The organism is Cedecea sp. VD22 (genome assembly GCF_037150195.1).
Lineage (GTDB): Bacteria > Pseudomonadota > Gammaproteobacteria > Enterobacterales > Enterobacteriaceae > Cedecea.
The window spans coordinates 54,756-81,264 of record NZ_JBBCPX010000012.1; the positions used below are offsets into that span (position 1 = coordinate 54,756).

Sequence of the window (26,509 nt, forward strand, 5' to 3'; positions counted from 1 at the left end):
CGGCGAGGGATCGCGACCGGCTTTTATTCATTCGCAAAAAATTACGCGTTAAGCAGCGGCTCTGCGGTTTTCTCCACCAGCGCCAGCAGGACTTTGACATCCTCCAGGGTGACGGTTGGGTTCAGCAGGGTCAGCTTCAGGCAGGTCACGCCGTTATGCTCGGTCACGCCAACGTTCGCGCGGCCAGACTCCAGCAGCGCATCACCGATTTTCTGGTTCAGCAGCGCGATTTCCGCATCGCTGCGGCCAGCCAGGCTTGCCGGACGGAAGCGGAACAGCACGCTCGCCAGCTGAGGCTGCATCACCAGCTCCAGAGAAGCGTGGTCAGCCACATAGGCCGCCACATTCTTCGCCATGGTCACACCATGATCGATGATTTCAGCGTACTGTTTCTGGCCCAGCGCTTCGAGGCCCATCCACAGCTTCAGAGCGTCAAAGCGGCGGGTGGTCTGCAGCGACTTGGACACCAGGTTCGGTACGCCTTGCTCTTCGTCGAACTCGGAGTTCAGGTATGCCGCCTGGTAGCGCATCAGCTCGTAGTGGCGAGCATCTTTCAGCAGGAACGCGCCGCAGCTGATGGTCTGGAAGAACTGCTTGTGGAAGTCCAGGGTAACGGAATCCACCAGCTCCAGGCCGTTCAGGTAATCACGATACTTCTCGGACAGCAGCAGTGCGCCGCCCCAGGCTGCATCAACGTGTACCCAAATCTGGTGCTCTGCGGCCAGCTTCACGATGTCGCTCAGCGGGTCGATAGCGCCTGCATCGGTCGTACCGGCAGTGGCGACGATAGCCATGATCTGCTCGCCGTTCGCTTGCGCCTGGGCGATTTTAGCCGCCAGGTCGGTAACGTCCATGCGGGCAAACTCATCGGTTTTCACCAGCGTGACTGACTGGTAGCCCATGCCCATCAGCGCCATGTTTTTCTGCACGGAGAAGTGGGCATTTTCAGAGCACAGTACTCTGATTTTGCGGATATCACCGGTCAGACCATCCTGCTGGACAGAGTGGCCCTGGCGCGCAAAGTAAGCGTCACGCGCCAGCATCAGGCCCATCAGGTTGCTCTGGGTCCCGCCGCTGGTGAACACGCCCGCGTCGCCAGGCTGATAACCGACCTGCGCGCGCAGCCATTCGATCAGCTTCATCTCAATGATGGTCGCCGACGGGCTTTGGTCCCAGGAGTCCATGCTCTGGTTGGTGGCGTTGATCAGCACTTCTGCGGCCTGGCTAACCACCAGGCTTGGGCAGTGCAGGTGCGCCACGCACTGCGGGTGATGCACCAGCAGGCTGTCTTTTAAGAAATACTCAATCGCGCGTTCAATCGCGACCTGGTTGCCCAGGCCCTGAGGATTGAAGTCGAGCTGAATGCGTTCTTTCAGCTCGGCGACGGTTTTGCCCTTGTACATCTGGGGCTGCTGCAGCCATTCCACTACGGCCTGGCTGGTCTGGGCGATCGCCTGCTGGTACTCCTCAATGCTCTGGGCAGAGGAGGCCAGAATCGGGTTAGATCGGGACATATTTATTACTCCAGTCAGACAGCTTTTGCGCCAGCGGCTAACAAGGCTTTTTCAAATTTACTCAGGAAGATTTCCAGCTCGTCGTCGCTGATCAGCAGGGACGGCAGCAGGCGCAGCACGCAGCCGTTACGGCCACCGCGCTCCAGAATCAGGCCCGCTTCGAAGCATTTTTTCTGAATCAGAGCAGACAGCGCGCCGTCAGCCGGGTAGCAACCCATGTGATCCTGTGCTTCTTCTGGCTTCACGATCTCAATGCCGAGCATCAGGCCCAGGCCGCGAACGTGGCCGATAGCCGGGTAGCGTTTCTGCAGATCGTACAGTTTGCCTTTCAGCCATTCGCCCTGAGCGGCAACTTTGTCTGCGACTTTGTTGTCTTTCAGGTACTTCAGGGTGGTCAGGCCGGTGGCCATTGCCAGCTGGTTGCCGCGGAAGGTGCCGGTGTGGTGACCAGGTTCCCAGGCATCGATCTCTTTTCTCAGGCCCAATACGGCCAGCGGCAGACCGCCACCAACGGCTTTGGACATCACGATGATGTCTGGCTCAATGCCAGCGTGTTCGTAGGCGAACAGCTTGCCGGTACGGGCAAAGCCAGCCTGAACTTCATCGATGATCAGCACGATGCCGTGCTCTTTGGTCACTTTGCGGATGCGCTGCAGCCACTCTGCAGGAGCCGGGTTCACGCCGCCTTCGCCCTGAACCGCTTCGAGGATCACGGCCGCAGGTTTGCGCACGCCGCTTTCAACGTCGTTGATCAGGTTGTCGAAGTAATAGGTCAGCGCTTTCACGCCCGCGTCGCCGCCAATGCCCAGCGGGCAGCGGTATTCGTGCGGGTATGGCAGGAACTGTACTTCCGGCATCAGGCCGTTGATGGCCGCTTTCGGAGACAGGTTGCCGGTCACGGACAGCGCGCCGTGGGTCATCCCGTGGTAGCCGCCGGAGAAGCTGATTACGCCGCTGCGGCCGGTGTGTTTCTTCGCCAGCTTGATAGCGGCTTCTACAGCGTCCGCGCCGGATGGGCCGCAGAACTGCAGGCAGTACTCTTTACCCTGGCTCGGCAGTAAAGAGAGCAGGTATTCTGAGAACTCGTCTTTTAACGGCGTAGTCAGATCCAAAGTATGTAACGGCAAGCCGCTGGTAATGACGTTTTGGATGCTTTGCAGGATGTCAGGATGGTTGTGGCCAAGCGCCAATGTGCCCGCACCGGCCAGACAGTCAAGGTAGCGGTTACCTTCCACGTCGATGATCCAGGCGCCCTGGGCTTTGGCTATAGCGAACGGTAATTTGCGCGGGTAACTTCTGACATTCGATTCGAATTCAGCCTGTCGTGCCAAATAGGTTTCGTTGGTAGCGTTTGCAGATTTTGCATCTAAAGTATCAATACGGACTTTATCCGTCATCATATCTCTCCTACAACCGTCGGCATGAGCGCAGCGGCTGAATTAAGTAAACAATACTCGTCATGCTTCAAGTTGAAACTCGAATTATCCAGAGTATAGGTATCGGTTAGGGTGCATAAAACGCCGCCAATATATGGCTTTTTACCCCCCCGCTCAATCATTAATTTTTTCCGATTTTTTTAATTTAAAATCAATGGATTGAAGACTCTTTTGACGGGTATCCAGACATCCGATCTCTCAACTATTGGCAATGGCAGGAAAAAAAGCCCCCTGAAAGGCCTAATTTTGCGTATTAAAACGGTCTGGACAGACCAGGTTTTGCTGGATAGAAATAATTAACAACAAAAAATTACCCTGGGACATTGATTGGCAACTGGGGTTGCACTTTTTACCCGTAAATCTGGCGATGGTTCAGCTTTAACGGCAAAAAACGCCCACCTGTTTTTCAATAATGTCTGCCAGGCAATCCCGAATCGGATTAGGTTCAGATGAGGCTCTTGGTAGACAAATGCCTAATGAGGGGAGAGCGGGAAGCGTCGGGATCATCGGGAGATCGGCTGGTTTGCCTACCTGCGTTCTTGGCGTCACGCCTAATCCGGCTCGCGCCGCTGCCCACAGGCCGTTCAGACTGCTGCTGGTAAAGGCTATCCGCCAGGGGATCCCTGCGCAATCCAGCGCCTCAATGGCGTGACGGCGTAAAATACAGGGAGCGTCAAAAACCACTAAAGGTAGCGGCTGCCCATTGGCGAGGCATGCCTCTACCTGCTCGGGGATGCCCATCCAGTGCAGCGGAATTTTACCGATCTCATTCTCTGCGGAGGCCGATGGCGTTTGCCAGAGTAAGGCCAAATCCAGCTGCGAATGGTTGAGGGCGGACTCCAGCTCTGCGTTTCGTGCGATACGTGCCTCAAGAATGACGGCAGGGTGGGCGCGACTAAATGACCCAAGAACATCGGTTAACAAGCCCTCACCAAAATCCTCCTGAAACCCTACCCGTAAGAGCCCACTCAGCTGTGTGTCGCCCACAGCAGCCATTGCGGCATCATTCAGCTCCAGCAGGCGTTTCGCATAACTCAACACAATTTCGCCGGTTGGTGTCAGCGCCAGGCCCCGGCCTGATTTTTTGACGACCGGCGTTCCGACCTGATCTTCCAGTTTCTTTAACTGGGCGCTGACCGCTGAGGTTGAACGCCCCAGCCGGTCCGCTGCCCGGGCAAAGCTGCCGAGCGCCATGCCGGTCACAAAGGTGCGGAGAACGTCGAGATCTAAATTCGTCATAGTTATTGTCCTGAAAATCAGGATTATTGGTTAAAAAATATCTGATTTTTAGAATGATACTCAATGAGTATGCTCAGGTTGTCAACAACAGCCGGGAGGCTTCATGGGCGAAACATCACACGACATTCAACGGGTTTTGAGCCGGGCGCCAAAACTTGCCAGCATGAGCAACGACTTGTTATTCATGGATATCTGGGAAAGAGCGGAACTGAATAAACGCGATCGCAGCCTGATCACCGTGGCAGCGCTGCTGGCGCTGTATCGGCTTGAACAGCTGCCTATTCATCTCGAATTAGCGCGCAAAAATGGCGTCAGCGATGAGGAGTTAAGCGAGCTGATCACCCATCTGGCTTTTTATGCGGGCTGGCCTGCCGCCCACAGTGCGCTAAAGGTACTGGATAAGCTGATCGTCGGATGTCGTCGGGAGGAGCAATAAATGCCGGTACTTCATGTCACCTTATTAAAAGGAAAAACGGAGGCCTGGCTGGCGGCGGTTTCATCCAGCATACAGCGGGCGCTGGTGGAGGCATTTGATGTGCCGGAGGCAGATCTGTTTCAGGTTTTTCATGAGCAAGATAAATCAGCGCTGCGGTTTGATCGTCACTATATGGCGGGGCCGCGCAGCAATGACTGGCTTCTGATTGAGATAACGGCCGGTAAGCCACGAAGTATTGAGATGAAGCAGCGTTTTTACCGGGTCATTACCGATCAACTTGCCGATTCACCGGGCATTCAGCCCAACGACGTTATGGTCGTCATTCGCCATAACAAGGCTGAGGACTGGTCGTTTGGTGGGGGCAAGGCGAGTTTGCTCGCGGAGTAAGATCTACCCCTTAAAAGCGCTGGGCGCGGGGAAATGATCGCTGTATATTTTCATACACAACGATCATAAGGACTCTCGCCGTGAACCGATTTACCCGCCGCCTGACGCTGGGCGCACTATTAGTACTTTCCCCGCTCGCTGCGCTGGCGAACCGCACGCTCACCGACCAGCTTGGCCGCCAGGTCACGATCCCCGACGAGGTTAACCGCGTCGTGGTGCTTCAGCACCAAACGCTCAACCTGCTGGTGCAAATGAACGCCACCGACAAAGTGGTTGGCATTCTGGCGAACTGGAAGCAACAGCTTGGCAGCGGCTACGCGCGCCTGGCACCGGAGCTTGAGCATAAGGCCCAGTTAGGGGATTTAACCAGCGTGGACACCGAAAAGCTGGTGGCGCTGCACCCTCAGGTGGTGTTCGTCACCAACTATGCGCCGCAGGAGATGATCGACAGCATTAGCAAACTCGGCATCCCGGTGATTGCGATTTCTCTGCGGCACGATACACCGGGCGAGCAGGGCAAACTGAACCCGTCGATGCAGGACGAAGAGCAAGCCTATAATCTCGGCCTGAAAGAAGGCATCGAACTGATTGGTGAAGTGGTTAATAAAGAGAAGCAGGCCAAAGCGCTGATCGACGCCACTTTTGCCGAGCGCAAGCTGGTCAGCGACCGCCTGAAAGACATCCCGGCAGACCAGCGGGTGCGGGCTTATATGGCCAATCCTGACCTGACCACCTACGGATCCGGGAAATATACCGGCCTGATGATGGCCCACGCGGGCGCGTTGAACGTGGCGGCGTCGACCGTGAAAGGTTTCAAGCAGGTGTCGATGGAGCAGGTGATCGCCTGGGATCCGCAGGTGATCTTCGTGCAGGATCGTTACCCCAAAGTGGTGGATGAGATCGTCAGCAAGCCCGAGTGGCAGCCGATCGACGCGGTGAAAAGCCATCAGGTCTGGCTGATGCCGGAATACGCCAAAGCCTGGGGCTACCCGATGCCGGAAGCGATGGCGATCGGCGAGCTGTGGATGGCGAAAAAACTGTATCCCGCCAGATTCAAAGACATCGACATGAAGAAAGTGGCCGACAGCTGGTATCAGCGTTTTTACCGCACCCACTATGAAGGCGTTGAGTAATGACGCTGCAAATTCTGGCGGCGGGAAGCCTGCGGCGGGTCTGGCAGCCGCTTATGGCCCAGTTTGAGCAGGAAACTAGCTTGCCGACAGAGACGCAATTTGGGCCTGCGGGCCTGCTAAGAGCCCGTATAGAAGCCGGTGAAAACTGTTCGCTGTTTGCGTCGGCAAACATGGCGCACCCGCACACGCTGCTGGAGCGGGGCAAAGCTCGGGCGGTTCACCGGTTTGCCGGGAACGCCCTTTGCCTGACGGCGGGGGCGCACTGCGTTGATGAGCAGAGTACCTGGCTAACGCTATTGAGCAATCCGGCCTTACGCATTGGCACGTCCACGCCGGGCAGCGATCCTTCCGGGGATTATACCTGGCAGTTCTTTGGCAGATTTGAAGCTGAATTTGGCATCGCCCTGCAGCCGCGAGCCTTAGCTCTGGTTGGCGGACCGGACACGCAGGCCGTGCCCGACGGCAGGCTTGCGGCGCAGTGGCTTATTGCCAGCGGGCAGGCCGATCTGATGATTGGTTACCGAAGCTATGCCGCAGCGCTGCAGGCCCATCGTGAACTGCGGGTGTTCGAGATCCCGGCGTCCTACAATATTCAGGCCGATTATGGGCTGGCGGTATGCGACGAACGGGCGGAGCCGCTGCGGGCGTTCCTGGTCTCGGACGCTGCGCGGCAAATACTGCGGGATTACGGCTTTGTCGTCTGAAAGTAAAAAACCGCCGATGAAGGCGGTTTTTTTAATACTTCTCAGCCTGTTAAGGCATCATCGTCGGCCATTCGGGCGGCATTCTGGCGATGATCTCGACCAGCCCCGTTTTAAACGACGCCCAGATAATCGGGAAGTCGCCGAGCGTCAGGCCCAATAAACCCATGGCAAACCAGCAGGATGCGGCAATCCCCAGCCCGCTGCTGATTATGGCTAAAGCCCGGTAATCCGAGCGGCGAAACTGAATATTCAGGCTGCTTGCCAAAAACATCAAAACCGCACTAAGCAGCGGCCAGCGTATGAGCATCACGCCGGTGGTGATTGTTGCCATGAACCTTGTTCCTCAAAAAGCTGCAATTTAATTTTCTGTTGCACTGATAATGTGAAGTGTATCACTTTTGTGTGTTTAATCACCAGCATTGTGATGGTTTTTTGCGCGGTTTTGAGGCCAGGTCGGCGGGGGTTTTTAGGAAAACCAGGACGTGAAAGGCGTGAACATTTTGTTTATCTGACGTTTACCACAATTTCGTTTAAATAATCATTCCCTGCTGCTTTAACCCCAGAAAAACTCATATTAACACGGTGGGTTAAATCTTAAGCTAAACAGCATCCCGGTTCCTCTTATCTCTTTGTTGCGCAAATTAATTTCCGCAGAGTTAACGGCTGAAGGCTATTGCTAAAGCAGGCTTTATGATGCAACGTAATCGGCGGTCATCAGGTTGTTCTAATAAAGTATAAAAACAGGCGCATAAAAGCAGAGACGTGTGAGCATCATGGTGAAACGGATTTATCTTAAGGCGTTGCGTACCTCAGGTTTTGTCCTGATCGTTTGCCTGCCGATAATGCTGGCAATTTATTTTGCCCATGTTCGCGCCACCAGTGACACCCAGCAGCACCTGCACTCTTTTGGCAAACTGGTGATGGAAAAAACGGAAATCGTCATCAGTCATGTTAATGAGGCGCGCAGCGAGGCGGAACGTTTCTCCGGGGAAATATGCAGTCCCCGGCATATGGCAAATATGCTGGATATTGTGCGCGGTAAACTTTTTGTCGCCGATTTAATTTACGTCAGCGGCGATAAGCTGCTGTGCTCGACCAGCTATAAGCCGTTAAAAGCGCTGCCAGCGCCGCGCCCTTCTTATACCCGTAAACCGGACGTCGCGATTTTTTATTATCTGGATACGCCGTTTTATGCCGGGCATAAAATGACCTACATGCAACGTGGGCATTATATGGCGGTGATTAACCCGCTCACCTGGTCAGAAGTTTTGTCCGAAGATGACTCGCTGATTTATGGCGTCTACGACACCGTCACCCGCAGTTTTTTCTCTTTAAGTCCGGGGGCCGACAGCGACCTGCTGCACAGTTTTATTCTGCGTAAAGAGAAAGCGTTTACCGAGGATAACCGTTTTTACGCCGTCGACCAGTCGGCTAAAAGACCGATTGCGGTGATTGTTTCCACGTCAGAAACCTTGTTTAACCGCCAGTGGTATCACCAGCTGACGCTGACGCTTCCGTTAGGCGTTATTTGCAGCCTGCTGATATTAATTATGTGGTCCCGAACCCGTCAGCAATTAAATTCCCCGCGGCGGATGCTTTTAAGAGCGCTGGCCAGAAAACAGCTCAAACTTCACTATCAGCCCATTATTGATATTCAAAATGGCTATTGCGTGGGGGCGGAAGCGCTGCTGCGGTGGGTGAATTTTAATGGACAAACCATCAGCCCCGGGACGTTTATTCCGCTGGCAGAATCTGAAGGTCTGATTCACAAAATATCGGACTATGTGGTTGATGCCGTATTTAAAGATTTTGGTGAATTTCTTGCCGACCATCCTGGGCTCTATATTTCGATTAATCTTTCAGCATCTGATTTTCACTCTTCACGCTTAATCACCGTACTTTCAGAACGGATTAAAACCTACAACATTCGTCCAGAGCAGATAAAAATCGAAGTGACCGAGCGAGGGTTTATTGACGTTGAAAAAACCAGGCCGTTTATCCAGGAGTTTCGCAACGCGGGCTTTAAAGTCGCCATTGATGACTTTGGCACCGGGTATTCGAATCTGCACAATCTGCAGTACCTGAACGTCGATATTTTAAAAATCGACAAAAGCTTTATTGATTCCCTCGCCAGCGAGCGGGCCAGCCACTTGCTGGTGGAACACATCATTGAAATTGCCCACAGCCTGAAGTTAACGACAATTGCCGAAGGGGTTGAAACCGAAGCGCAGGTGGCGTGGCTGGTGGATCACGGCGTGGAGTATTGCCAGGGCTGGTATTTTGCGAAGGCACTGCCTCCGCAAGAGTTTATCGCCTGGCTCTATACGCCAGGCGGGATCCCCGTACGTAAGGCCTCAGTGGCTCGCGAGCCACTGCTTTAAAGGAACAACCCATTCTGGGTTAGGGCGGAAAAATGCCCCGTGCTGCTGGCCGGTAGAGATTTTTATCTCTTTATAATGAGTAATCCCCGGACTGTGGTTCACAATCGTCTGGCAGGAACCCACTTCATCCGAGGCTTCATAAATGGAGAGCACGTTCCCGTACAGGCGATTGCGGGCGTCATCCTGAATGGAATGAGTACATCCCGCCAGAATGGCAACGTTGAGCGCCTTATTCTGCAGTTTACTTGCCGCCAGAATGGTAATTTCGCCGCCGCGTGAGAAGCCGACAAGCGTAATATTCTTAGCCGGAACGCCTTTTGCAATCAGCGTGTTCACATCCTGCTTTAGCTTCTCGGCATACTGATCTGGCTGAGTATCTTTGGCTCTGTGATAAGCAATCAGGTTGTAGCCATCATCGCTGAGCTTCTCTTTCACCGCCGGGAAATCGTAAACGCCCCACTGCGGTTTATTTGGATTACTCGGCCGGTCAATATTTCCCTCTAACACTTTCCCGTGCGTATAAAAAACGTATTTCTGTTTCGGATTAACGCTGTCAGGGAACGCGGTATAAATGGTTGCCGCCTGAGCGGCCATTGAGGCAAGCCCGATGGCCAAAATGGCAAAACTTAACTTTTTCACTCCAACTCCTGTTGGTTTTCTCAGGCCTGATGGCGGTAATCCGTTGGGGTACGGTCAAACTCACGGCGGAACACGCGGGAGAAGGTTTGCTGCGAGACATACCCGTAGTCCATCGCGATATCAAAAATAGGGCGCTGGGTAGTGCGTAGCGCGGTGGCAGCCATCAACAGGCGGCGCTGGCGGATGTACTCACCCAGCGTCTGGTGCATGACGGTGCGGAACATTCGCTGCAAGTACCACTTTGAATAACCTGATTTTTTCGCCACCACGTCGATGTTCAGCGGCTGGTCAATATGTTCATCAATCCATTCAGTCAACGTATAAATGATGTCCTGGTGAGCCATGAGTCGTCCTCATTTCCGGGTTAGCTAGTTTCATTGCCAGGGAGTATAATTCCTCAAGTTAACTTGAGGTAAAGAGCATTATGGAAAAGAAATTGCCCCGAATAAAAACGCTGTTAACGCCCGGTGAAGTGGCGAAGCGCAGCGGCGTGGCCGTCTCCGCGCTTCACTTTTACGAAAGCAAAGGTTTGATTAAAAGTACGAGAAATGCAGGCAATCAGCGGCGTTATCAGCGTGATGTGTTGCGAACGGTGGCGATAATAAAAATTGCGCAGCGCATTGGCATTCCGTTGAGCACCGTCGGGGATGCGTTTGGCGTGCTGCCCGACGGCCATTCAATCAACAAAAACGACTGGAAGAAGCTGTCATCGCAATGGCGCGAGGAGCTGAACCACCGCATTGCCACGCTGACCGCGCTGCGTGACGAACTGAATGGTTGCATTGGCTGCGGCTGTTTATCCGGGGCGCAATGCCCACTGCGTAACCCTGGAGACAAGCTGGGCGAGCAGGGGACCGGCGCAAGGCTGTTGGAAGATTGAAAATTATCTTTCAAACATAAAACTAAAGCGCCACAAGGGTGCTCAAGACGGCTAACAAAGAGGGAAAAAGCGTGGTTTTTCCCTCTTTGTTGTTATTAGCCGAAAATCAATGAATTGATTGTCCCGGTTTATTAATGGCGTCTTCAGTAGCGGCATTGCTTAACAGGGATCATCCGTTGCCATATAAAACTAAAGCGCCACAAGGGCGCTTTAGTTGTTTTCCGGTCTTTGTCTTTCGCTCTATCCCGTTCTGGCAGGAGGGTTTCCCCCGACGTCGGCACCCCTCGATAACGCTTACACATAGCTACGTACACACTTCACTGACTTTGGAGGTTCCGGTCTGCACCGACAATTTAAGTGTAGGTCTGTCCCTTCACTTTGCAAGGTCAATTGTTCTTTTTTTGTTCATTTTTTTGACATGTGATCCGTGCAGGGCTTTCCTATAGTTATTCCATCTGGCTAAACAGAGGGTTATCTCATGCTCACGGTCCATCACCTCAATAACTCCCGTTCTCAGCGCGTACTCTGGATGCTGGAAGAACTGGCGCAGCCCTACCAGATCGTACGTTACCAGCGGGAGCCCTCCATGCTTGCCCCGGAAGCGCTAAAAAAAATCCATCCGCTGGGCAAATCCCCGGTGGTGGAAGATAGCGGCCATATCCTGGCGGAATCAGGTGCCATTCTTGAGTACCTGCAGGAAACCTACGACAGCGAAAACCACCTGAAGCCGCAGGACATTAACGACAAAATCCAGTACCGCTTTTGGCTGCATTACGCCGAAGGATCGCTGATGCCGCTGCTGTTAATGAAGCTGGTGTTTGGTAGCCTCGGCAAAGCCCCGGTACCCTGGCCGCTGCGCCCGGTGGGCAAAGCGCTGGGGCAGGGCGTGCAGAAAGCCTGGCTGAATAAGCAACTCACCACCCATGCCCGTTTTATTGAGGATCACCTGAGCCAGCTCCCGTGGTTCGCCGGGCAACAGTTCAGCGCGGCAGATATTCAGATGAGTTTCCCGGTGGCCGCGTTGCTGGCGAGAGGTGAAGTCAACGACATGCCGCACACCCAGGCGTGGATGAAAAATGTGCAAACGCGCCCCGCCTGGCAGCGAGCATTAAATCAAGGCGGCCCTTTTGAAATCCCTGGGGCGTGATCGCCGCAAAAGTAAAGCGAGAGAAAACCAGCCTAACTTTTTTGCGTTTTTGTTGCGAAATTGCGCATTGACGATAACGTTTGCGCACCCTAAGGCGAATAATTCATCAGCTGAGCATATTTTCCGCGAAAATCGCAAAAGTTAAGTTGAAAATCCCGTCAGGAAGGCAGGATAATCGTTTGCCTTAATTCTGTAACACCGATTTGTCCGTGTGGAGTTAAACGATTGCTTTTTTGTGACACCCCTTTGTCACAATCGTAGCGCAGGGAGACAACGTTTAACTGGCAGCGGGTTGTCCACCACCCGGGCAAACGTCATTCTAAAAATCTCAGGGGATTTTTCACTATGTCTACACCTTCTCCGCGCGCCGGCGGTTCGCTCGACGCCTGGTTCAAAATCTCTGCACGCGGCAGCACCGTGCGTCAGGAAGTTGTCGCCGGTTTCACAACCTTCCTTGCTATGGTTTACTCGGTGATCGTTGTGCCGGGAATGCTCGGCAAAGCCGGGTTCCCACCGGCGGCGGTCTTTGTGGCTACCTGCCTGGTGGCAGGCGTGGGCTCCATCGTGATGGGCCTGTGGGCGAACCTGCCGCTGGCCATCGGCTGCGCTATCTCGCTGACCGCCTTCACCGCCTTTAGCCTGGTGCTCGGCCAGCACATCAGCGTGCCGGTCGCCCTTGGCGCGGTATTCCTGATGGGCGTTCTGTTCACCCTTATCTCTGCCACCGGCATTCGTAGCTGGATTTTGCGCAATTTGCCGATGGGCGTGGCGCACGGCACCGGGATCGGTATCGGCCTGTTCCTGCTGTTGATTGCCGCGAACGGCGTCGGCCTGGTGATTAAAAACCCGCTGGATGGGCTGCCGGTTGCGCTGGGGCATTTCGCCAGCTTCCCTGTGATCATGTCGCTGATTGGCCTGGCGGTGATCATTGGTCTGGAAAAACTGAAGGTGCCGGGCGGCATTCTGCTGACCATTATCGGCGTGTCCATTGTCGGCCTGATCTTCGACCCGAACGTGCATTTCTCCGGCATTTTCGCCATGCCGTCGCTGAGCGATGACAAAGGCAACTCGCTGATTGGCAGCCTGGATATCATGGGCGCGCTGAACCCAATCATTCTGCCGAGCGTGCTGGCGCTGGTGATGACCGCCGTGTTTGACGCCACCGGCACTATCCGCGCGGTAGCCGGTCAGGCAAACCTGCTGGACAAAGACGGCCAGATCATTGACGGCGGCAAAGCGCTGACCACCGACTCCCTGAGCAGCGTGTTCTCCGGCCTGGTGGGCGCAGCCCCGGCGGCGGTTTACATCGAATCTGCAGCGGGTACCGCGGCAGGCGGCAAAACCGGCCTGACAGCCATCACCGTTGGCGTGCTGTTCCTGCTGATCCTGTTCCTGTCGCCGCTCTCTTACCTGGTACCGGCATATGCCACGGCACCTGCGCTGATGTATGTTGGCCTGCTGATGCTGAGCAACGTTGCCAAAATTGACTTTGCGGACTTCGTGGATGCGATGGCCGGGCTGATTACCGCGGTATTCATCGTGCTGACCTGCAACATCGTCACCGGGATCATGATCGGCTTTGCTTCTCTGGTGATTGGCCGCGTAGTATCCGGTGAATGGCGCAAGCTGAACATCGGCACCGTCGTTATTGCCGTTGCGCTGGTGGCGTTCTACGCTGGCGGCTGGGCTATCTGATTTTCAATTCGTGCGGGTTGCGCTCTGTAACCCGCCGCTTTCACCCACTTCGGGCATTTCCGGTTCCAATGTGATGCAAAAAGTTGTTTTATTATAAAAACAACCGCTAAGAGTGACGCTTCAAATCACACATCACGTTCAGGGAAAACATGGAAATTTTCTTCACAATCTTGATTATGACCCTCGTGGTCTCCCTCTCTGGGGTGGTAACACGTATGTTGCCGTTTCAGATCCCACTGCCGTTAATGCAAATCGCCATCGGGGCGCTGCTTGCCTGGCCGCACTTTGGCTTACACGTTGAATTCGACCCTGAGCTATTCCTGGTCCTGTTCATTCCGCCGCTGCTGTTTGCCGACGGCTGGAAAACGCCCACTCATGAATTTCTCCATCATGGCCGCGAAATTATTGGCCTTGCGCTGGTGCTGGTGCTGGTCACCGTGGTTGGCATCGGCTTCCTGATTTACTTCCTGGTGCCGGGCATTCCGCTGGTGCCTGCTTTTGCGCTGGCTGCCGTGCTGTCGCCGACGGACGCCGTGGCGCTGTCCGGGATCGTCGGCGAAGGGCGGATTCCGAAGAAGATCATGGGGATATTGCAGGGCGAAGCGTTGATGAACGACGCCTCAGGCCTGGTTTCCCTGAAGCTTGCGGTGGCGGTCGCCGTGGGGGCGATGGCCTTTAGCGTTGGCGGGGCTTCGCTGGAGTTCTTCAAAGTTGCCATTGGCGGCCTGCTGGCGGGGATTGCGGTCAGCTGGCTGTACGGCAAATCACTGCGTCTGATGAGCCGCTGGAGCGGGGACGAACCCGCCACCCAAATCCTGCTGCTGCTTCTGCTGCCGTTCGCCTCTTACCTGATTGCTGAACACATCGGCGTTTCCGGCATTCTGGCGGCGGTAGCCGCAGGGATGACCATTACCCGTTCCGGCGTGCTGCGTAGCGCCCCGCTGACCATGCGCCTGCGCGCGAACAGCGTCTGGGCGATGCTGGAATTTGTGTTCAACGGCATGGTCTTCCTGCTGCTGGGCCTGCAGCTGCCGGGCATTCTCGAAACATCCGTTGCGGCGGCTAATGCCGATCCGAATGTTGAGCTGTGGATGCTGTTCCTCGACGTGGCGATGATCTATTTCGCCCTGATTGCGGTGCGTTTCCTGTGGCTGTGGTCGATGAAGCGCCTCAGCCTGCGCTTTTTGAAAAAGCGCCCGCTGGAGTTTGGCTCTTTCACCACCCGTGAGCTGGGTATTGCCTCTTTTGCCGGCGTGCGCGGGGCCATCACCCTGGCCGGTGTGCTTTCTATTCCGCTGCTGCTGAACGATGGCACGCCTTTTCCGGCACGCTATGAGCTGATTTTCCTCTCCGCAGGCGTGATCCTGTTCTCGCTGTTTGCCGGGGTCATCATGCTGCCGATTCTGCTGCGAAACGTTGAGGTTGGGGATAAATCTCTGTCGCGCAAAGAGGAGCGGCTGGCCCGGTCCGCCACGGCCGAAGTAGCGATTGTCGCTATCCAGAAAATGGAGGAGCGCCTGGCCGCGGACAGCGAAGAGAACATCGACGACCAGCTACTGAAAGAGGTGAGTTCGCGGGTTATCGGGAATTTACGCCGCCGCGCAGACGGACGTAATGACGTAGAAAGCAGCGAGCTTGAAGAGAACCTTGAGCGCCGCTTCCGCCTGACGGCGCTGCGTTCAGAGCGCGCTGAGCTTTACCATCTGCGCGCCACCCAGCAAATCAGCAATGAGACCCTGCAAAAACTCCTGCACGATCTCGACCTGCTGGAAGCGCTGCTGATCGAAAAAGAGTAATCCCGCTAGTTCTGGCCGGTTTCCACTGCCGGCCAGAACTCTCTGCAGCAATCAATCCACGCCTGCGCGCTCTGCGAAATATACACCCCTTCACGCCAAATCATCCCTAACTGCCAGCTCAGGTTGCTGTTCAGCGGCAGCCACATCAGCGTGGTGTGGTCGAGCTTGCGGCAAATCGGCTCCGGCAACACGGCAATCCCCACGCCGCCCTGTACCATCGCCGCCAGGAAATCCCACTGCCCGCTGCGCACCGCAATGCGCGGGGTAAAACCGTGGTCGGCAAACAGCTGCATCAGCTGGCGGCTAAGGGAGAAATCTTCGTTGTAGATAAGCAGCGGGTGCTCGGCGAGCTCCGCCGGGTCAACGCTGGTGCGGCCAATCCACGGGCCGGAGCGGGGCACCAGCACGCAGAGCGGATGGCGAAACAGCGGCATAACCGTCAGCGCGTCTTCATCTTCTACGGGGATGGCCGTCACCGCCAAATCCAGATCGCCGTTAAGCACCGCCTGCTGCACCGTCAGGCCGCCGAATTCGGAAATCTTGAACTCCACGCCGGGGTAGCGGTGCTGATACACGCCTATCGGGCCGGTCATCAGCGTACCAACCATCGGCGGAATACCGAGGCGCAGCACGCCGTTGGTGAGCTGCTTGATGTCGCTCAGCTCGGCCTCAAGCTGGCGAAACTCGGCGAGGATGGCCAGCCCGCGCTGGAACACGACCTGGCCGGTGTCGGTCAGCAGCAGGCGGCGGCCGTCGCGGATCAGCAGCGTGCAGTTCAGCTCATCCTCGAGGTTGCGCAGCATTTTGCTGATGGTGGGCTGCGTGACGAACATCTTCTCCGCCGCCCGGGTGAAGCTCTGCTGGCGGACGACTTCAACGAAATAACGCAGCGTTCTGATGTCCATAACTATTCCTGTTAACTATACCTGCAATGATTTTAATTCATTTCAGTAGCGATGAACCGCTCTCTATAATCGGGGCTGGTATTTTTTCTGGAGCACCGATCATGGCATTGGCGTTAGGCCGTTTTACGCCTGCTGTAATGCATAGCCTGCGTGTCCCCGTGCAGGTTGCGCTGTACGCCGGACTTTTTGTTTTTGCCGAACAGTTGGTGACGTGGGGGCATCTGCCGCTGCCCGCGAACCTGGTGGGGATGTTGCTCCTGCTGGCGCTGATTGTGTGCCGCATTGTGCCGCTGAAATGGGTCAGGGAAGGGTCGAAATGGCTGCTGGCCGAGATGCTGCTGTTTTTCGTCCCGGCGGTTGTGGCCGTGGTGAACTACTCGCAGCTGTTGATGGTGGAGGGCTGGCGTATTTTTGCCGTAATAGCGGTCAGCACCGTGCTGGTGCTCGGCAGCACGGCCTTTGTGGTGGAAAAAGTCTACCGCTTTGAACTGGCTCGCGAAGCCCGCAGGCAGTCCCGCAATGACTAACTTCCAGCTCAGCGTGCTGTGCCTTGTGGTCACGCTGGTTTTCTACTTCGCCAATAAACGCCTGTATCGCCGTTTTCGCAAACTGCCGCTGATGCCGCTGGTCTTTACGCCGGTGCTGCTGGTGGGGATGCTCGTCTTCGGCCATATCTCCTACAGCAACTACATGGGAGAGGCGCACTGGCTGCTGTGGCTGCTTGGGCCTGCCACCATTGCTTTTGCGGTGCCGGTGTATGACAACCTTCGGGTGATAAAACGCCACTGGATGTCGCTTTCTGCGGGCGTGCTGACGGCGATGGTGGTGGCGGTAACCAGCTCGATTTGGCTGGCCCGCTTATTTACCCTGCCGGACGGCATTCAGCGCAGCCTGGCCGTGCGCTCAATTACCACGCCTTTTGCCCTGGCGGCCGCGAAGCCCATCGGCGGTGAGCCTGAACTGGTGGCGCTGTTTGTGGTGATCACCGGCGTGTTCGGCATGGCGGTGGGGGACGTGCTGTTTCTGCGCCTGTCGATCAGGGAAGGGATAGCCAAAGGCGCGGGGTTCGGCGCGGCTTCTCACGGCGCGGGTACCGCTCGCTCTTATGAGCTGGGGCCGCAGGAAGGGGTGATTGCCAGCCTGGTGATGATGCTGTCCGGCGTGGTGACGGTTTTGGTCGCACCGCTGGTCAGTTGGCTGATGTTTTAACCTACCGGGGCAGAGATAGCCCCGGTAAGCACTTACTAACTAGTGAGCCCGCCCCTGATCGATGCCGATACCGGTTTGAGAGCGAATAAACTGCGCGCGGAACTTCTCCCGCTCCAGCTTACCTTCCGGCGTATTATCGGTAATCGAGAACAGCCAGATGCCGACAAACGCAATCAGAATAGAGAACAGCGCCGGGTATTCATACGGGAAGACCGCTTTTTCATGGCCGAGGATCTGCACCCAGATAGTCGGGCCCAGAATCATCAGCACCACCGCCGTCAGCAGGCCGAGCCAGCCGCCAATCATTGCGCCGCGCGTGGTCAGCTTCGACCAGTACATCGACAGCAGGATAATCGGGAAGTTACAGCTCGCGGCAATGGAGAATGCCAGCCCCACCATGAAAGCAATGTTCTGTTTTTCAAACAGAATACCCAGCAGGATAGCCACCACGCCCAGCACCAGAACGGTGATTTTCGACACTTTCAGTTCATCGCGTTCGGACGCGCCTTTGCGGAAGACGTTGGCGTAAAGGTCGTGAGATACCGCCGAAGCGCCCGCCAGCGTTAACCCGGCCACAACCGCGAGGATGGTGGCGAAGGCAACCGCAGAGATAAAGCCGAGGAACAGGTTCCCGCCCACAGCGTCGGCAAGATGAACCGCCGCCATATTGTTGCCGCCAATCAGCGCGCCCGCCGCGTCTTTAAACGCTGGGTTAGCACCTACTAACATAATGGCGCCAAAACCGATGATAAAGGTCAGAATGTAGAAGTAACCCATGAAGCCGGTGGCGTAAAACACGCTTTTACGCGCTTCGCGGGCGTCGCTCACGGTGAAGAAGCGCATCAGAATATGCGGCAGGCCAGCGGTGCCAAACATCAGGCCGAGGCCCAGAGACAGCGCAGAAATAGGGTCTTTCACCAGCCCGCCAGGGCTCATGATCGCCGCGCCTTTAGGGTGAACCGCCATTGCCTCATTGAACAGGTTGTTGAAGCTGAAGCCGACGTGCTTCATCACCATAAACGCCATGAAACTTGCGCCGAACAGCAGCAGCACGGCCTTGATGATTTGCACCCAGGTCGTCGCCAGCATGCCGCCAAACAGCACGTACATCACCATCAGCACACCCACCAGCACCACGGCGACGTGGTAGTTCAGGCCGAACAGCAGCTCGATGAGCTTCCCGGCGCCAACCATCTGGGCAATCAGATAAAGGGCGACCACCACCAGCGACCCGCAGGCCGACAGCGTGCGGATTGGCCCCTGCTTGAGGCGATACGACGCCACATCGGCAAAGGTATAGCGGCCCAGGTTACGCAGGCGCTCGGCAATCAGGAACAGGATAATCGGCCAGCCGACCAGGAACCCCAGGGAGTAAATCAGGCCGTCGTAGCCGGAGGTGTACACCAGCGCGGAAATTCCGAGGAACGAGGCCGCCGACATGAAGTCACCGGCAATCGCAAGGCCATTCTGGAAACCGGTAATGTTGCCGCCCGCGGTGTAATAGTCGCTGCGGGAGCGAACGCGCTTGGACGCCCAGTAAGTGATATACAGCGTCAGCGCGACGAAAATCAGGAACATGATGATCGCCTGCCAGTTGGTTGGCTGGCGCTGCACGTCGCCGGTTATGGCATCGGCGGCAAAGGCACCGGCCGGCAGCAGAGCGGCAAAGACCGTAAGAAAACGCTTCATTTAACCCCCACTTCACGCAGTACTTCGTTATTCAGGCGGTCAAATTCGCCGTTAGCACGCCAGACATAAATCCCGGTGAGCAGGAAGGAAATAACGATCACGCCGATGCCGATAGGGATGCCCCGCGTGACGCTGGTGCCGTCATGCAGCGGGGTGCCAAGCCACGCCGGTGCGAAGGCAATCAGCAAAATAAAACCAACGTAAATCACTAACATAATCAGTGACAGAAGGGCGGCAAACCGTTGCCTTTTGGAAACCAACTCCCTGAAATGCGCACTGCTTTCTATCCGCTGATAAATGGTGTCATTCATCACAGAATCTCCAGAGGTTTTTGTAGGTTTTTTTATTCCCTCTCCCCAGTGGGGAGAGGGGTAGAACAAGGTTACGAAGGTATGGATAAAGCCTGTTTTTCTTCCAGCAGTTTTTCTACTACGCCCGGGTCGGCGAGGGTGGAGGTATCACCCAGGTTGCTGGTGTCGCCGGAGGCAATCTTGCGCAAAATACGGCGCATGATCTTGCCGGAGCGGGTTTTCGGCAGCGAATCGGTCCAGTGCAGAACGTCCGGCGTGGCAAGCGGGCCAATCTCTTTCCGCACCCAATTGCGCACCTCGGCGTACAGCTCCGGCGTCGGCTCTTCACCGTGGTTCAGCGTCACGTAGGCGTAAATCGCCTGGCCTTTAATGTTGTGCGGAATCCCCACCACCGCGGCTTCGGCAATCTTCGGATGTGACACCAGCGCTGATTCAATCTCGGCGGTACCCAGGCGATGGCCGGACACGTTCAGCACGTCATCCACGCGGCCGGTGATCCAGTAATAACCATCTTCGTCACGGCGCGCGCCGTCGCCGCTGAAGTACATGTTTTTGAAAGTGGAGAAATAAGTCTGCTCGAAGCGCTCGTGGTCCCCGAACAGCGTGCGTGCCTGGCCTGGCCAGGAATCGGTAATGGTCAGGTTGCCTTCGGTAGCACCCAGCTGCGGATTGCCTTCGTTATCGACCAGTGCGGGTTGAACGCCAAAGAACGGTTGGGTCGCGGAGCCCGCTTTCAGCTCGGTCGCGCCGGGCAGCGGGGTGATCATAAAGCCACCGGTTTCCGTCTGCCACCAGGTGTCCATCACCGGGCATTTCTCATTGCCGATGTGCTTCCAGTACCACTCCCAGGCTTCCGGGTTGATGGGCTCGCCCACGGAACCAAGAATACGCAGCGAAGTGCGGTCGGTACCTTCGGTGGCTTTATCCCCTTCGGCCATCAGCGCACGAATGGCGGTTGGCGCGGTGTAGAGAATATTCACCTTATGTTTGTCGACCACCTGCGCCATGCGGTTTGGCTTCGGCCAGTTAGGCACGCCCTCAAACATCAGCGTGATCGCGCCGCAGGCCAGCGGGCCGTAAAGCAGGTAGCTGTGCCCGGTCACCCAGCCCACGTCGGCGGTACACCAGTAGACATCGCCCGGATGGTAGTCGAAGACATATTTAAAGGTGGTCGCGGCATACACCAGATAGCCGCCGGTGGTGTGCAGCACGCCTTTTGGCTTACCGGTGGAGCCGGAGGTATAGAGGATGAACAGCGGATCTTCAGCGTTCATTTCCACCGGCTGGTGCTGGTCGCTGGCTTTCTCTGTCAGCTCGTGCCACCACAGGTCGCGATTCTGGTGCCAGTCGATTTTGCCGCCGGTGCGCTTCAGGACAATAACGTGCTCAACGGTTTTCACATTTGGGTTTTTAAGCGCGTCATCCACGTTCTTTTTCAGCGGAATTGAGCGCCCGGCGCGCACGCCTTCATCGGCGGTGATCACCAGGCGAGAGCTGGAGTCGATGATGCGTCCGGCTACGGCTTCCGGCGAGAAACCGCCAAAGATCACGGAATGCACGGCGCCAATGCGCGCGCAGGCCAGCATGGCAACGGCGGCTTCCGGCACCATTGGCATATAAATCGCGACAACATCGCCTTTCTTAATGCCCAGTTCAACCAAAGTGTTGGCAAAACGGCAGACATCGCGATGCAGCTCGCGATAAGTGATGTTTTTGCTCTGGGTCGCGTCATCTCCTTCCCAGATAATGGCGGTTTGATCGCCCCGTTCTTTTAGGTGCCGGTCGAGGCAGTTTGCGGCTAAATTAAGCGTCCCGTCCTCATACCACTTGATAGAGATGTTTCCCGGCGCATAAGAGGTGTTTTTCACCTTTTGGTACGGTTTGATCCAGTCGAGAATTTTCCCTTGTTCGCCCCAAAACGCATCCGGGTCCTGTATCGACTGTTGATACATGGCCTGGTACTGCTCCGGGTTTATCAGGCAACGGTCCGCAATGTTTGCGGGAATAGCGTGTTTGTGTACTTGGCTCATGGCTTTTTTTCTCCTTTAGGATGTTAATAATATGTCACACAAACGTTAATAGTAGGGGTATTGGCAGCTTTGTTTACTTTTTGGGCGGCAGATCACGCATTAAAATAATTGCACAAAAATTGTTCAAACAGATGAATCATAAGAAATAATTACCTTTGGTACTTATTTCCAAAAACAAATAATGAATTTTTTTCCATAACAATAAGTTATATTCATATTCCTCCGCAAAATCCTGTTTATCTATGCAATGTAAGTGCATAACCCTAAAAATGAAGGGTTGCGCAGCAGGCTATCGGGATGGTACTGATACGTTGCTTTAAAAAACCCCGCTTAACACCTGATGTTTGTCATACCCCCTTTCAGTTTGTGACCTTCTCCTGAGTCAACAGCATGGGAATGGCGTTTTTTTGAGGAACTGTCGTCGTTATGAAAAACTTTAAAATGAGCCTGGCCTGGCAAATCTTGCTGGCGCTGGTGCTGGGCATTATCCTGGGAAGTTTTCTGCATTATCAAAGTGATAGCCGTGAATGGCTGGTCGCTAACCTGCTGTCACCGGCGGGTGATATCTTTATCCACCTGATCAAAATGATCGTCGTGCCGATTGTGATCTCCACCCTGGTGGTCGGGATTGCGGGCGTCGGCGACGCCAAGCAGCTTGGCCGCATCGGCGCTAAAACCATCATTTATTTCGAAGTGATCACGACGGTTGCCATCATTCTGGGCATTACGCTCGCGAATGTTTTCCAGCCGGGCCACGGCATAGATATGTCACAGCTTGCTACCGTGGATATTTCGAAATACCAGCACACGGCGCAGGACGTACAAAGCCATGCTCATGGCCTGATGGGGACTATTCTGTCGCTCGTGCCTACCAACATTGTGGCATCAATGGCGAAGGGCGAGATGCTGCCGATCATCTTCTTCTCGGTGCTGTTTGGCCTGGGGCTGTCGTCGCTGCCCGCGACTCACCGCGAGCCGCTGGTGACCGTCTTCCGCTCCATCTCTGAAACCATGTTCAAAGTGACGCACATGGTGATGCGCTATGCGCCGGTGGGTGTTTTCGCGCTGATTTCCGTGACCGTTGCGAACTTTGGCTTTGCCTCGCTCTGGCCGCTGCTGAAGCTGGTGGTGCTGGTGTATGTGGCGATTGCCTTCTTTGCGCTGGTGGTGCTGGGCGCGGTGGCGCGCCTGTGCGGGCTGAAAATCACCATCCTGATGCGCATCCTGAAAGACGAACTGATTCTGGCGTTCTCTACCGCCAGCTCCGAGAGCGTGCTGCCGCGCATCATCGAGAAGATGGAAGCCTATGGTGCTCCGGCGTCGATCACCAGCTTCGTGGTGCCGACCGGTTACTCGTTTAACCTGGACGGTTCCACGCTTTATCAGAGCATTGCGGCGATCTTTATCGCTCAGCTGTACGGCATTGAGCTGTCGCTGTGGCAGGAAATCATTCTGGTGCTAACGCTGATGGTGACCTCAAAGGGGATTGCCGGCGTGCCGGGCGTCTCTTTCGTGGTGCTGCTGGCCACGCTTGGCAGCGTCGGTATTCCGCTGGAAGGGCTGGCGTTTATTGCCGGGGTTGACCGTATTCTGGATATGGCGCGTACCGCGCTGAACGTGGTCGGCAACGCGCTGGCGGTGCTGGTTATCGCCAAGTGGGAACATAAATTCGACCATAAAAAAGCCCAGGCCTATGAGCGTGAGCTTTTTGGGAAGTTTGACAGTAAGGCGAACAGTTAAGTAAAGCCCCTCACCCCGGCCCTCTCCCCAAGGGGGAGAGGGTTAGGGTGAGGGGATGTTTTACCCCATCGCGCTTTCGCGCAGCCGGGCCTTCAGCTTATTGTACTCATCAATCACATACTGCTCGGCGGCCGGCTGGTCGACGATCGGCTCGACGCGCACGGCGCAGTACTTGTACTCCGGCGTTTTGGTTATCGGGCTCAGGTTCTCCGTCACCAGCTCATTACAGGCACCAATCCACCACTGATAGGTCATGTACACTGCGCCTTTATTCGGACGCTCGCTGACCGCTGCCCGGGTAATAACCCGGCCTTTGCGCGAATTCACCCAAATCAGCGCCTCATCTTCAATGCCCAGCCGGGCGGCATCTTCGACGTGGATTTGTGCATAACCCGGTTCATCGGCCAGCGCGGCCAGTGCCGCACAGTTCCCGGTCATTGAACGGCAGGAGTAGTGGCCCACTTCACGCACCGTAGAAAGCACCATCGGGTACTCGTCGGTGACGCGATCGATAGGCGGTGCCCAGTCGCAGGTGAAGAACTGCCCCCGGCCGTTAGGGCGCTCAAACTTGCTCTCATAAAGGTAAGAGGTGCCCTGATCCGCGTCAGATGTGTCCCGGCAAGGCCACTGGATATAGCCCAGCTCGCCCATCTTCTCGTAGGTTGCCCCGTAGAAGTCCGGACACAGGTGGCGCAGCTCGTCCCAGATTTCCTGGGTGTTGCTGTAGTGCATTGGGTAGCCCATGCGGGTGGCGATTTCACTGATAATCTGCCAGTCCGTTTTGAGATCCCACTTCGGCTCAACCGCTTTAAAGAAGCGCTGGAAACCGCGGTCGGCGGCGGTGAAGACGCCTTCATGCTCGCCCCATGAGGTGGACGGTAAAATAACGTCGGCCTCGGCGGCGGTTTTAGTCATGAAGATGTCCTGCACAATCACCAGCTCAAGCCCGGCAAACGCTTTGCGCACGGCGGAAAGCTCGGCGTCGGTCTGGAGCGGATCTTCCCCCATAATATAGGCCGCGCGGACTTCCCCGTGCTCGACCCGGTGAGGCAGTTCGCTGATGCGGTAGCCGTTAGCTTCCGGCAGCGCGTCAACGCCCCAGGCTGCTGCAAATTTGCTGCGGGTTTCCGCGTCACGAACATACTGGTTGCCGGGGAACATGTCCGGCAGCGCGCCCATATCGCAGGCACCCTGCACGTTGTTCTGGCCACGAACCGGGTTCACGCCCACGTTAGGCTTGCCGAGGTTGCCGGTCATCAGCGCCAGGCTGGTGAGCGAGCGCACGGTTTCCACGCCCTGATAGAACTGGGTCACGCCCATGCCCCACAGGATGGTGGCCGTTTTGGCTTTGGCGTACATGCGCGCCGCCGCACGGATTTCCCCGGCGCTGACGCCCGTGATTTCCTCTACGGATTCCGGCGTGTAGCCTTCAACAATTTTGCGATACTCCTCGAAGCCCTCGGTACGAGAAGCGACGAAAGCGTGGTCGTAAAGATTCTCTTCAATAATGACGTGGCCAATCGCATTCAGCAGCGCGATGTTTGAGCCGTTGCGTAACCTTAAATGCATATCGGCAATGCGAGCGGTTTCAATTTTGCGCGGATCGACAACGATAATCTGAGCCCCTTTCTGCTTCGCCTTAATCACGCGATTAGCCACGATAGGGTGTGAATCCGCCGGGTTGTACCCGAACACAAAGACTAAATCAGTACCCTCAATCTCGACGATAGAGTTACTCATCGCGCCATTCCCGACCGACTGGTGCAGACCTGCAACCGATGGGCCGTGTCAGACACGTGCGCAGCAATCGACGTTATTGGTTCCAATAACGGCGCGCGCAAATTTTTGCATTACATAGTTGGTTTCGTTGCCTGTTCCGCGTGAAGAGCCGGTGGTTTGAATGGCGTTCGGGCCATACTTGGCTTTGATCTCGCTCAGGCGTGAGCTGACGTAATCCAGTGCTTCGTCCCAGGATACGGCTTCCAGCTTGCCGCCGCGCTCGCGGCGAATCATCGGGGTTTTCAAGCGCGGGGTAAGGATTTTGGTGTCGGTGATAAAATCCCAACCGTAATACCCCTTCAGGCACAGGTCGCCCTGGTTGGTTTTACCCTGTGCGCCTTCCGCCTTGACGATTTTGCCGTTATCCACCACCAGGTTTATCTTGCAACCCGAGGCGCAATAGGGGCAAACCGTGACGACTTTTTTCATCATGTTGCTCCAGTCAATGCTGTCATTTAAGTGCGGCGATAAAAGCAAACCGCCTTGCTGAGCCACTCAATGCATTATCTATGCCACATAGAATACGTGGGTAATGGCGCGGGGTTCTGGGAGATCCGACGGGAGCACTGACGAGAGAAGCAGGATTTCGTCATAAATGACGTGTCGAACTGACGGCCATTTGTGACAGTGATAGAAAATTCTACATGGATCTGTGTTCTTTCTGCGGCGCGCAATCAACAATCGCTCACACTAAAAAGAACCTCCTCCCCTCCGGAGAAAATAATGAAACCTGCAATCCTGGTGGTGGATGACGACAAGGCCATTTGCGACGTGCTGCGCGACGTGCTCAGTGAACATGTCTTTGACGTGCTTGTGTGCCATAGCGGTAATGAAGCGCTGCAGATTGTGGCGGCAGAGCCTTCTGTTGCGCTGATTTTGCTGGATATGATGCTGCCGGATACCAACGGCCTGCTGGTACTTCAGCAGGTGCAGAAACTGCGTCCCGCTTTGCCGGTGGTGATGCTGACCGGCATGGGCAGCGAGTCCGACGTCGTCGTGGGCCTGGAAATGGGCGCCGATGACTACATCGCCAAACCGTTCAATGGGCGCGTGGTAGTGGCCCGAGTCAAAGCGGTACTGAGGCGCAGCGGGGCGCTGGCCGTAGAAAGCAGCCCGACCAAAACCAGCGGGCTGCAGTTTAACGGCTGGCGGCTGGACACCGACCGCTGCCAGTTGATGAATGCTCAGCAACAGCAGGTTGATCTCACTCAGGGCGAATATGGCCTGCTGCTTTCCCTGGTGCAGAACGCCAGGAAAGTGCTGTCGCGGGAAAAGTTGCTCGAGCTCACCCACAGCGAAAGCCTGGAAGTGTTCGACCGCACTATCGACGTATTAATCATGCGGCTGCGGCGCAAAATTGAGGTCAACCCGCACCAGCCCACGCTGATTCGCACCATCCGCGGCGTGGGCTACGTTTTTGCCGCCGATATCACTCACGGCGAGAATAATGCGGTTTAGC

The 26,509-nt window shown here is 55.7% G+C and carries 24 protein-coding genes; 13 read left to right on the forward strand and 11 right to left on the reverse strand.

Annotated features, from left to right (window positions below; genetic code table 11):
* Positions 1 to 41: 41 nt before the first annotated feature.
* The 3 genes from WFK85_RS18285 to WFK85_RS18295 form a co-directional block, all read right to left on the reverse strand.
* A complete protein-coding gene (locus WFK85_RS18285; protein ID WP_166993086.1) occupies positions 42 to 1,514 on the reverse strand; it encodes a pyridoxal-dependent decarboxylase in 1,473 nt (490 codons plus the stop codon).
* A gap of 14 nt (positions 1,515 to 1,528) precedes the next feature.
* A complete protein-coding gene (locus tag WFK85_RS18290; protein WP_008455804.1) occupies positions 1,529 to 2,914 on the reverse strand; it encodes a diaminobutyrate--2-oxoglutarate transaminase in 1,386 nt (461 codons plus the stop codon).
* Between the two features lie 414 nt (positions 2,915 to 3,328).
* The gene (locus WFK85_RS18295; protein WP_166993089.1) at positions 3,329 to 4,189 is read right to left on the reverse strand and encodes a LysR substrate-binding domain-containing protein; all 861 of its coding nucleotides are present in this window, start codon (positions 4,187 to 4,189) and stop codon (positions 3,329 to 3,331) included.
* A gap of 103 nt (positions 4,190 to 4,292) precedes the next feature.
* Here WFK85_RS18295 and WFK85_RS18300 point away from each other — a divergent pair, with 103 nt between their 5' ends.
* From WFK85_RS18300 to modA, 4 genes are all read left to right on the forward strand, one after another.
* A complete protein-coding gene (locus tag WFK85_RS18300) occupies positions 4,293 to 4,625 on the forward strand; it encodes a carboxymuconolactone decarboxylase family protein (protein WP_166993092.1) in 333 nt (110 codons plus the stop codon).
* Positions 4,626 to 5,012: a tautomerase family protein gene (locus WFK85_RS18305; RefSeq protein ID WP_166993095.1), complete on the forward strand. Its 387-nt coding sequence runs from the start codon at positions 4,626 to 4,628 to the stop codon at positions 5,010 to 5,012.
* Positions 5,013 to 5,092: 80 nt separating this feature from the next.
* Positions 5,093 to 6,145 carry an ABC transporter substrate-binding protein gene (locus tag WFK85_RS18310; protein WP_336709048.1) on the forward strand — a complete coding sequence of 351 codons (1,053 nt, stop codon included), beginning with the start codon at positions 5,093 to 5,095 and terminating at the stop codon, positions 6,143 to 6,145.
* Positions 6,145 to 6,849: a molybdate ABC transporter substrate-binding protein gene (modA, locus tag WFK85_RS18315; RefSeq protein WP_336709047.1), complete on the forward strand. Its 705-nt coding sequence runs from the start codon at positions 6,145 to 6,147 to the stop codon at positions 6,847 to 6,849. The genes WFK85_RS18310 and modA overlap by 1 nt, the downstream gene beginning before the upstream one ends.
* Positions 6,850 to 6,898: 49 nt before the next feature.
* Here modA and WFK85_RS18320 read toward each other — a convergent pair whose 3' ends face one another.
* Complete coding sequence (locus WFK85_RS18320) at positions 6,899 to 7,180, reverse strand: YjcB family protein (protein WP_008455794.1); 282 nt, start codon at positions 7,178 to 7,180, stop codon at positions 6,899 to 6,901.
* 442 nt (positions 7,181 to 7,622) lie between these two features.
* On the opposite strand from WFK85_RS18320, the gene WFK85_RS18325 reads away from it, so the two are divergent.
* Positions 7,623 to 9,230, forward strand: coding sequence for an EAL domain-containing protein (locus WFK85_RS18325; RefSeq protein ID WP_166993619.1), 1,608 nt, complete (start codon positions 7,623 to 7,625; stop codon positions 9,228 to 9,230).
* Here the strand turns inward: WFK85_RS18325 and WFK85_RS18330 are convergent.
* Both WFK85_RS18330 and soxS read right to left on the reverse strand, forming a co-directional pair.
* Positions 9,204 to 9,869, reverse strand: a complete 666-nt coding sequence (locus tag WFK85_RS18330; protein WP_008455789.1) for an alpha/beta hydrolase — start codon at positions 9,867 to 9,869, stop codon at positions 9,204 to 9,206. The genes WFK85_RS18325 and WFK85_RS18330 overlap by 27 nt on opposite strands.
* A 20-nt stretch (positions 9,870 to 9,889) precedes the next feature.
* The gene (soxS, locus tag WFK85_RS18335; protein ID WP_008455787.1) at positions 9,890 to 10,213 is read right to left on the reverse strand and encodes a superoxide response transcriptional regulator SoxS; all 324 of its coding nucleotides are present in this window, start codon (positions 10,211 to 10,213) and stop codon (positions 9,890 to 9,892) included.
* Positions 10,214 to 10,293: 80 nt separating this feature from the next.
* On the opposite strand from soxS, the gene soxR reads away from it, so the two are divergent.
* From soxR to WFK85_RS18355, 4 genes are all read left to right on the forward strand, one after another.
* Positions 10,294 to 10,749 (forward strand): redox-sensitive transcriptional activator SoxR, encoded by a 456-nt coding sequence (soxR, locus tag WFK85_RS18340; protein ID WP_008455786.1) that lies wholly within the window; start codon positions 10,294 to 10,296, stop codon positions 10,747 to 10,749.
* Between the two features lie 478 nt (positions 10,750 to 11,227).
* Complete coding sequence (locus tag WFK85_RS18345) at positions 11,228 to 11,896, forward strand: glutathione S-transferase family protein (RefSeq protein WP_336709046.1); 669 nt, start codon at positions 11,228 to 11,230, stop codon at positions 11,894 to 11,896.
* Positions 11,897 to 12,241: 345 nt separating this feature from the next.
* Positions 12,242 to 13,591: a guanine/hypoxanthine transporter GhxP gene (ghxP, locus tag WFK85_RS18350; protein WP_336709045.1), complete on the forward strand. Its 1,350-nt coding sequence runs from the start codon at positions 12,242 to 12,244 to the stop codon at positions 13,589 to 13,591.
* 149 nt (positions 13,592 to 13,740) lie between these two features.
* Positions 13,741 to 15,387 (forward strand): Na+/H+ antiporter, encoded by a 1,647-nt coding sequence (locus WFK85_RS18355; protein ID WP_008455781.1) that lies wholly within the window; start codon positions 13,741 to 13,743, stop codon positions 15,385 to 15,387.
* 5 nt (positions 15,388 to 15,392) lie between these two features.
* On the opposite strand, the gene WFK85_RS18360 is transcribed toward WFK85_RS18355, so the two are convergent.
* Positions 15,393 to 16,292 carry a LysR family transcriptional regulator gene (locus WFK85_RS18360; protein WP_008455780.1) on the reverse strand — a complete coding sequence of 300 codons (900 nt, stop codon included), beginning with the start codon at positions 16,290 to 16,292 and terminating at the stop codon, positions 15,393 to 15,395.
* A 101-nt stretch (positions 16,293 to 16,393) separates the two neighbouring features.
* On the opposite strand from WFK85_RS18360, the gene WFK85_RS18365 reads away from it, so the two are divergent.
* Positions 16,394 to 16,819, forward strand: a complete 426-nt coding sequence (locus WFK85_RS18365; protein WP_166877540.1) for a CidA/LrgA family protein — start codon at positions 16,394 to 16,396, stop codon at positions 16,817 to 16,819.
* Entirely contained in the window at positions 16,812 to 17,501 is a 690-nt protein-coding gene (locus tag WFK85_RS18370) for an LrgB family protein (protein ID WP_008455777.1), read from the forward strand. Before WFK85_RS18365 ends, WFK85_RS18370 begins: the two co-directional genes overlap by 8 nt.
* Positions 17,502 to 17,540: 39 nt before the next feature.
* Here the strand turns inward: WFK85_RS18370 and actP are convergent, their stop codons facing one another.
* The 3 genes from actP to acs form a co-directional block, all read right to left on the reverse strand.
* On the reverse strand, positions 17,541 to 19,190 hold the full coding sequence (gene actP, locus WFK85_RS18375) for a cation/acetate symporter ActP (protein ID WP_336709044.1): 1,650 nt from the start codon (positions 19,188 to 19,190) through the stop codon (positions 17,541 to 17,543).
* Positions 19,187 to 19,501 (reverse strand): DUF485 domain-containing protein, encoded by a 315-nt coding sequence (locus WFK85_RS18380; protein WP_008455772.1) that lies wholly within the window; start codon positions 19,499 to 19,501, stop codon positions 19,187 to 19,189. The genes actP and WFK85_RS18380 overlap by 4 nt, the downstream gene beginning before the upstream one ends.
* Positions 19,502 to 19,572: 71 nt before the next feature.
* On the reverse strand, positions 19,573 to 21,531 hold the full coding sequence (gene acs / locus WFK85_RS18385) for an acetate--CoA ligase (RefSeq protein ID WP_336709043.1): 1,959 nt from the start codon (positions 21,529 to 21,531) through the stop codon (positions 19,573 to 19,575).
* 426 nt (positions 21,532 to 21,957) lie between these two features.
* Here acs and gltP point away from each other — a divergent pair, with 426 nt between their 5' ends.
* Positions 21,958 to 23,271, forward strand: a complete 1,314-nt coding sequence (gene gltP, locus WFK85_RS18390; RefSeq protein ID WP_166993113.1) for a glutamate/aspartate:proton symporter GltP — start codon at positions 21,958 to 21,960, stop codon at positions 23,269 to 23,271.
* A gap of 60 nt (positions 23,272 to 23,331) precedes the next feature.
* Here the strand turns inward: gltP and fdhF are convergent, their stop codons facing one another.
* Complete coding sequence (fdhF, locus tag WFK85_RS18395) at positions 23,332 to 25,479, reverse strand: formate dehydrogenase subunit alpha (RefSeq protein ID WP_166993621.1); 2,148 nt, start codon at positions 25,477 to 25,479, stop codon at positions 23,332 to 23,334.
* Between the two features lie 294 nt (positions 25,480 to 25,773).
* On the opposite strand from fdhF, the gene WFK85_RS18400 reads away from it, so the two are divergent.
* On the forward strand, positions 25,774 to 26,508 hold the full coding sequence (locus tag WFK85_RS18400) for a response regulator (RefSeq protein ID WP_008455763.1): 735 nt from the start codon (positions 25,774 to 25,776) through the stop codon (positions 26,506 to 26,508).
* The last annotated feature ends 1 nt before the right edge of the window (position 26,509 follow it).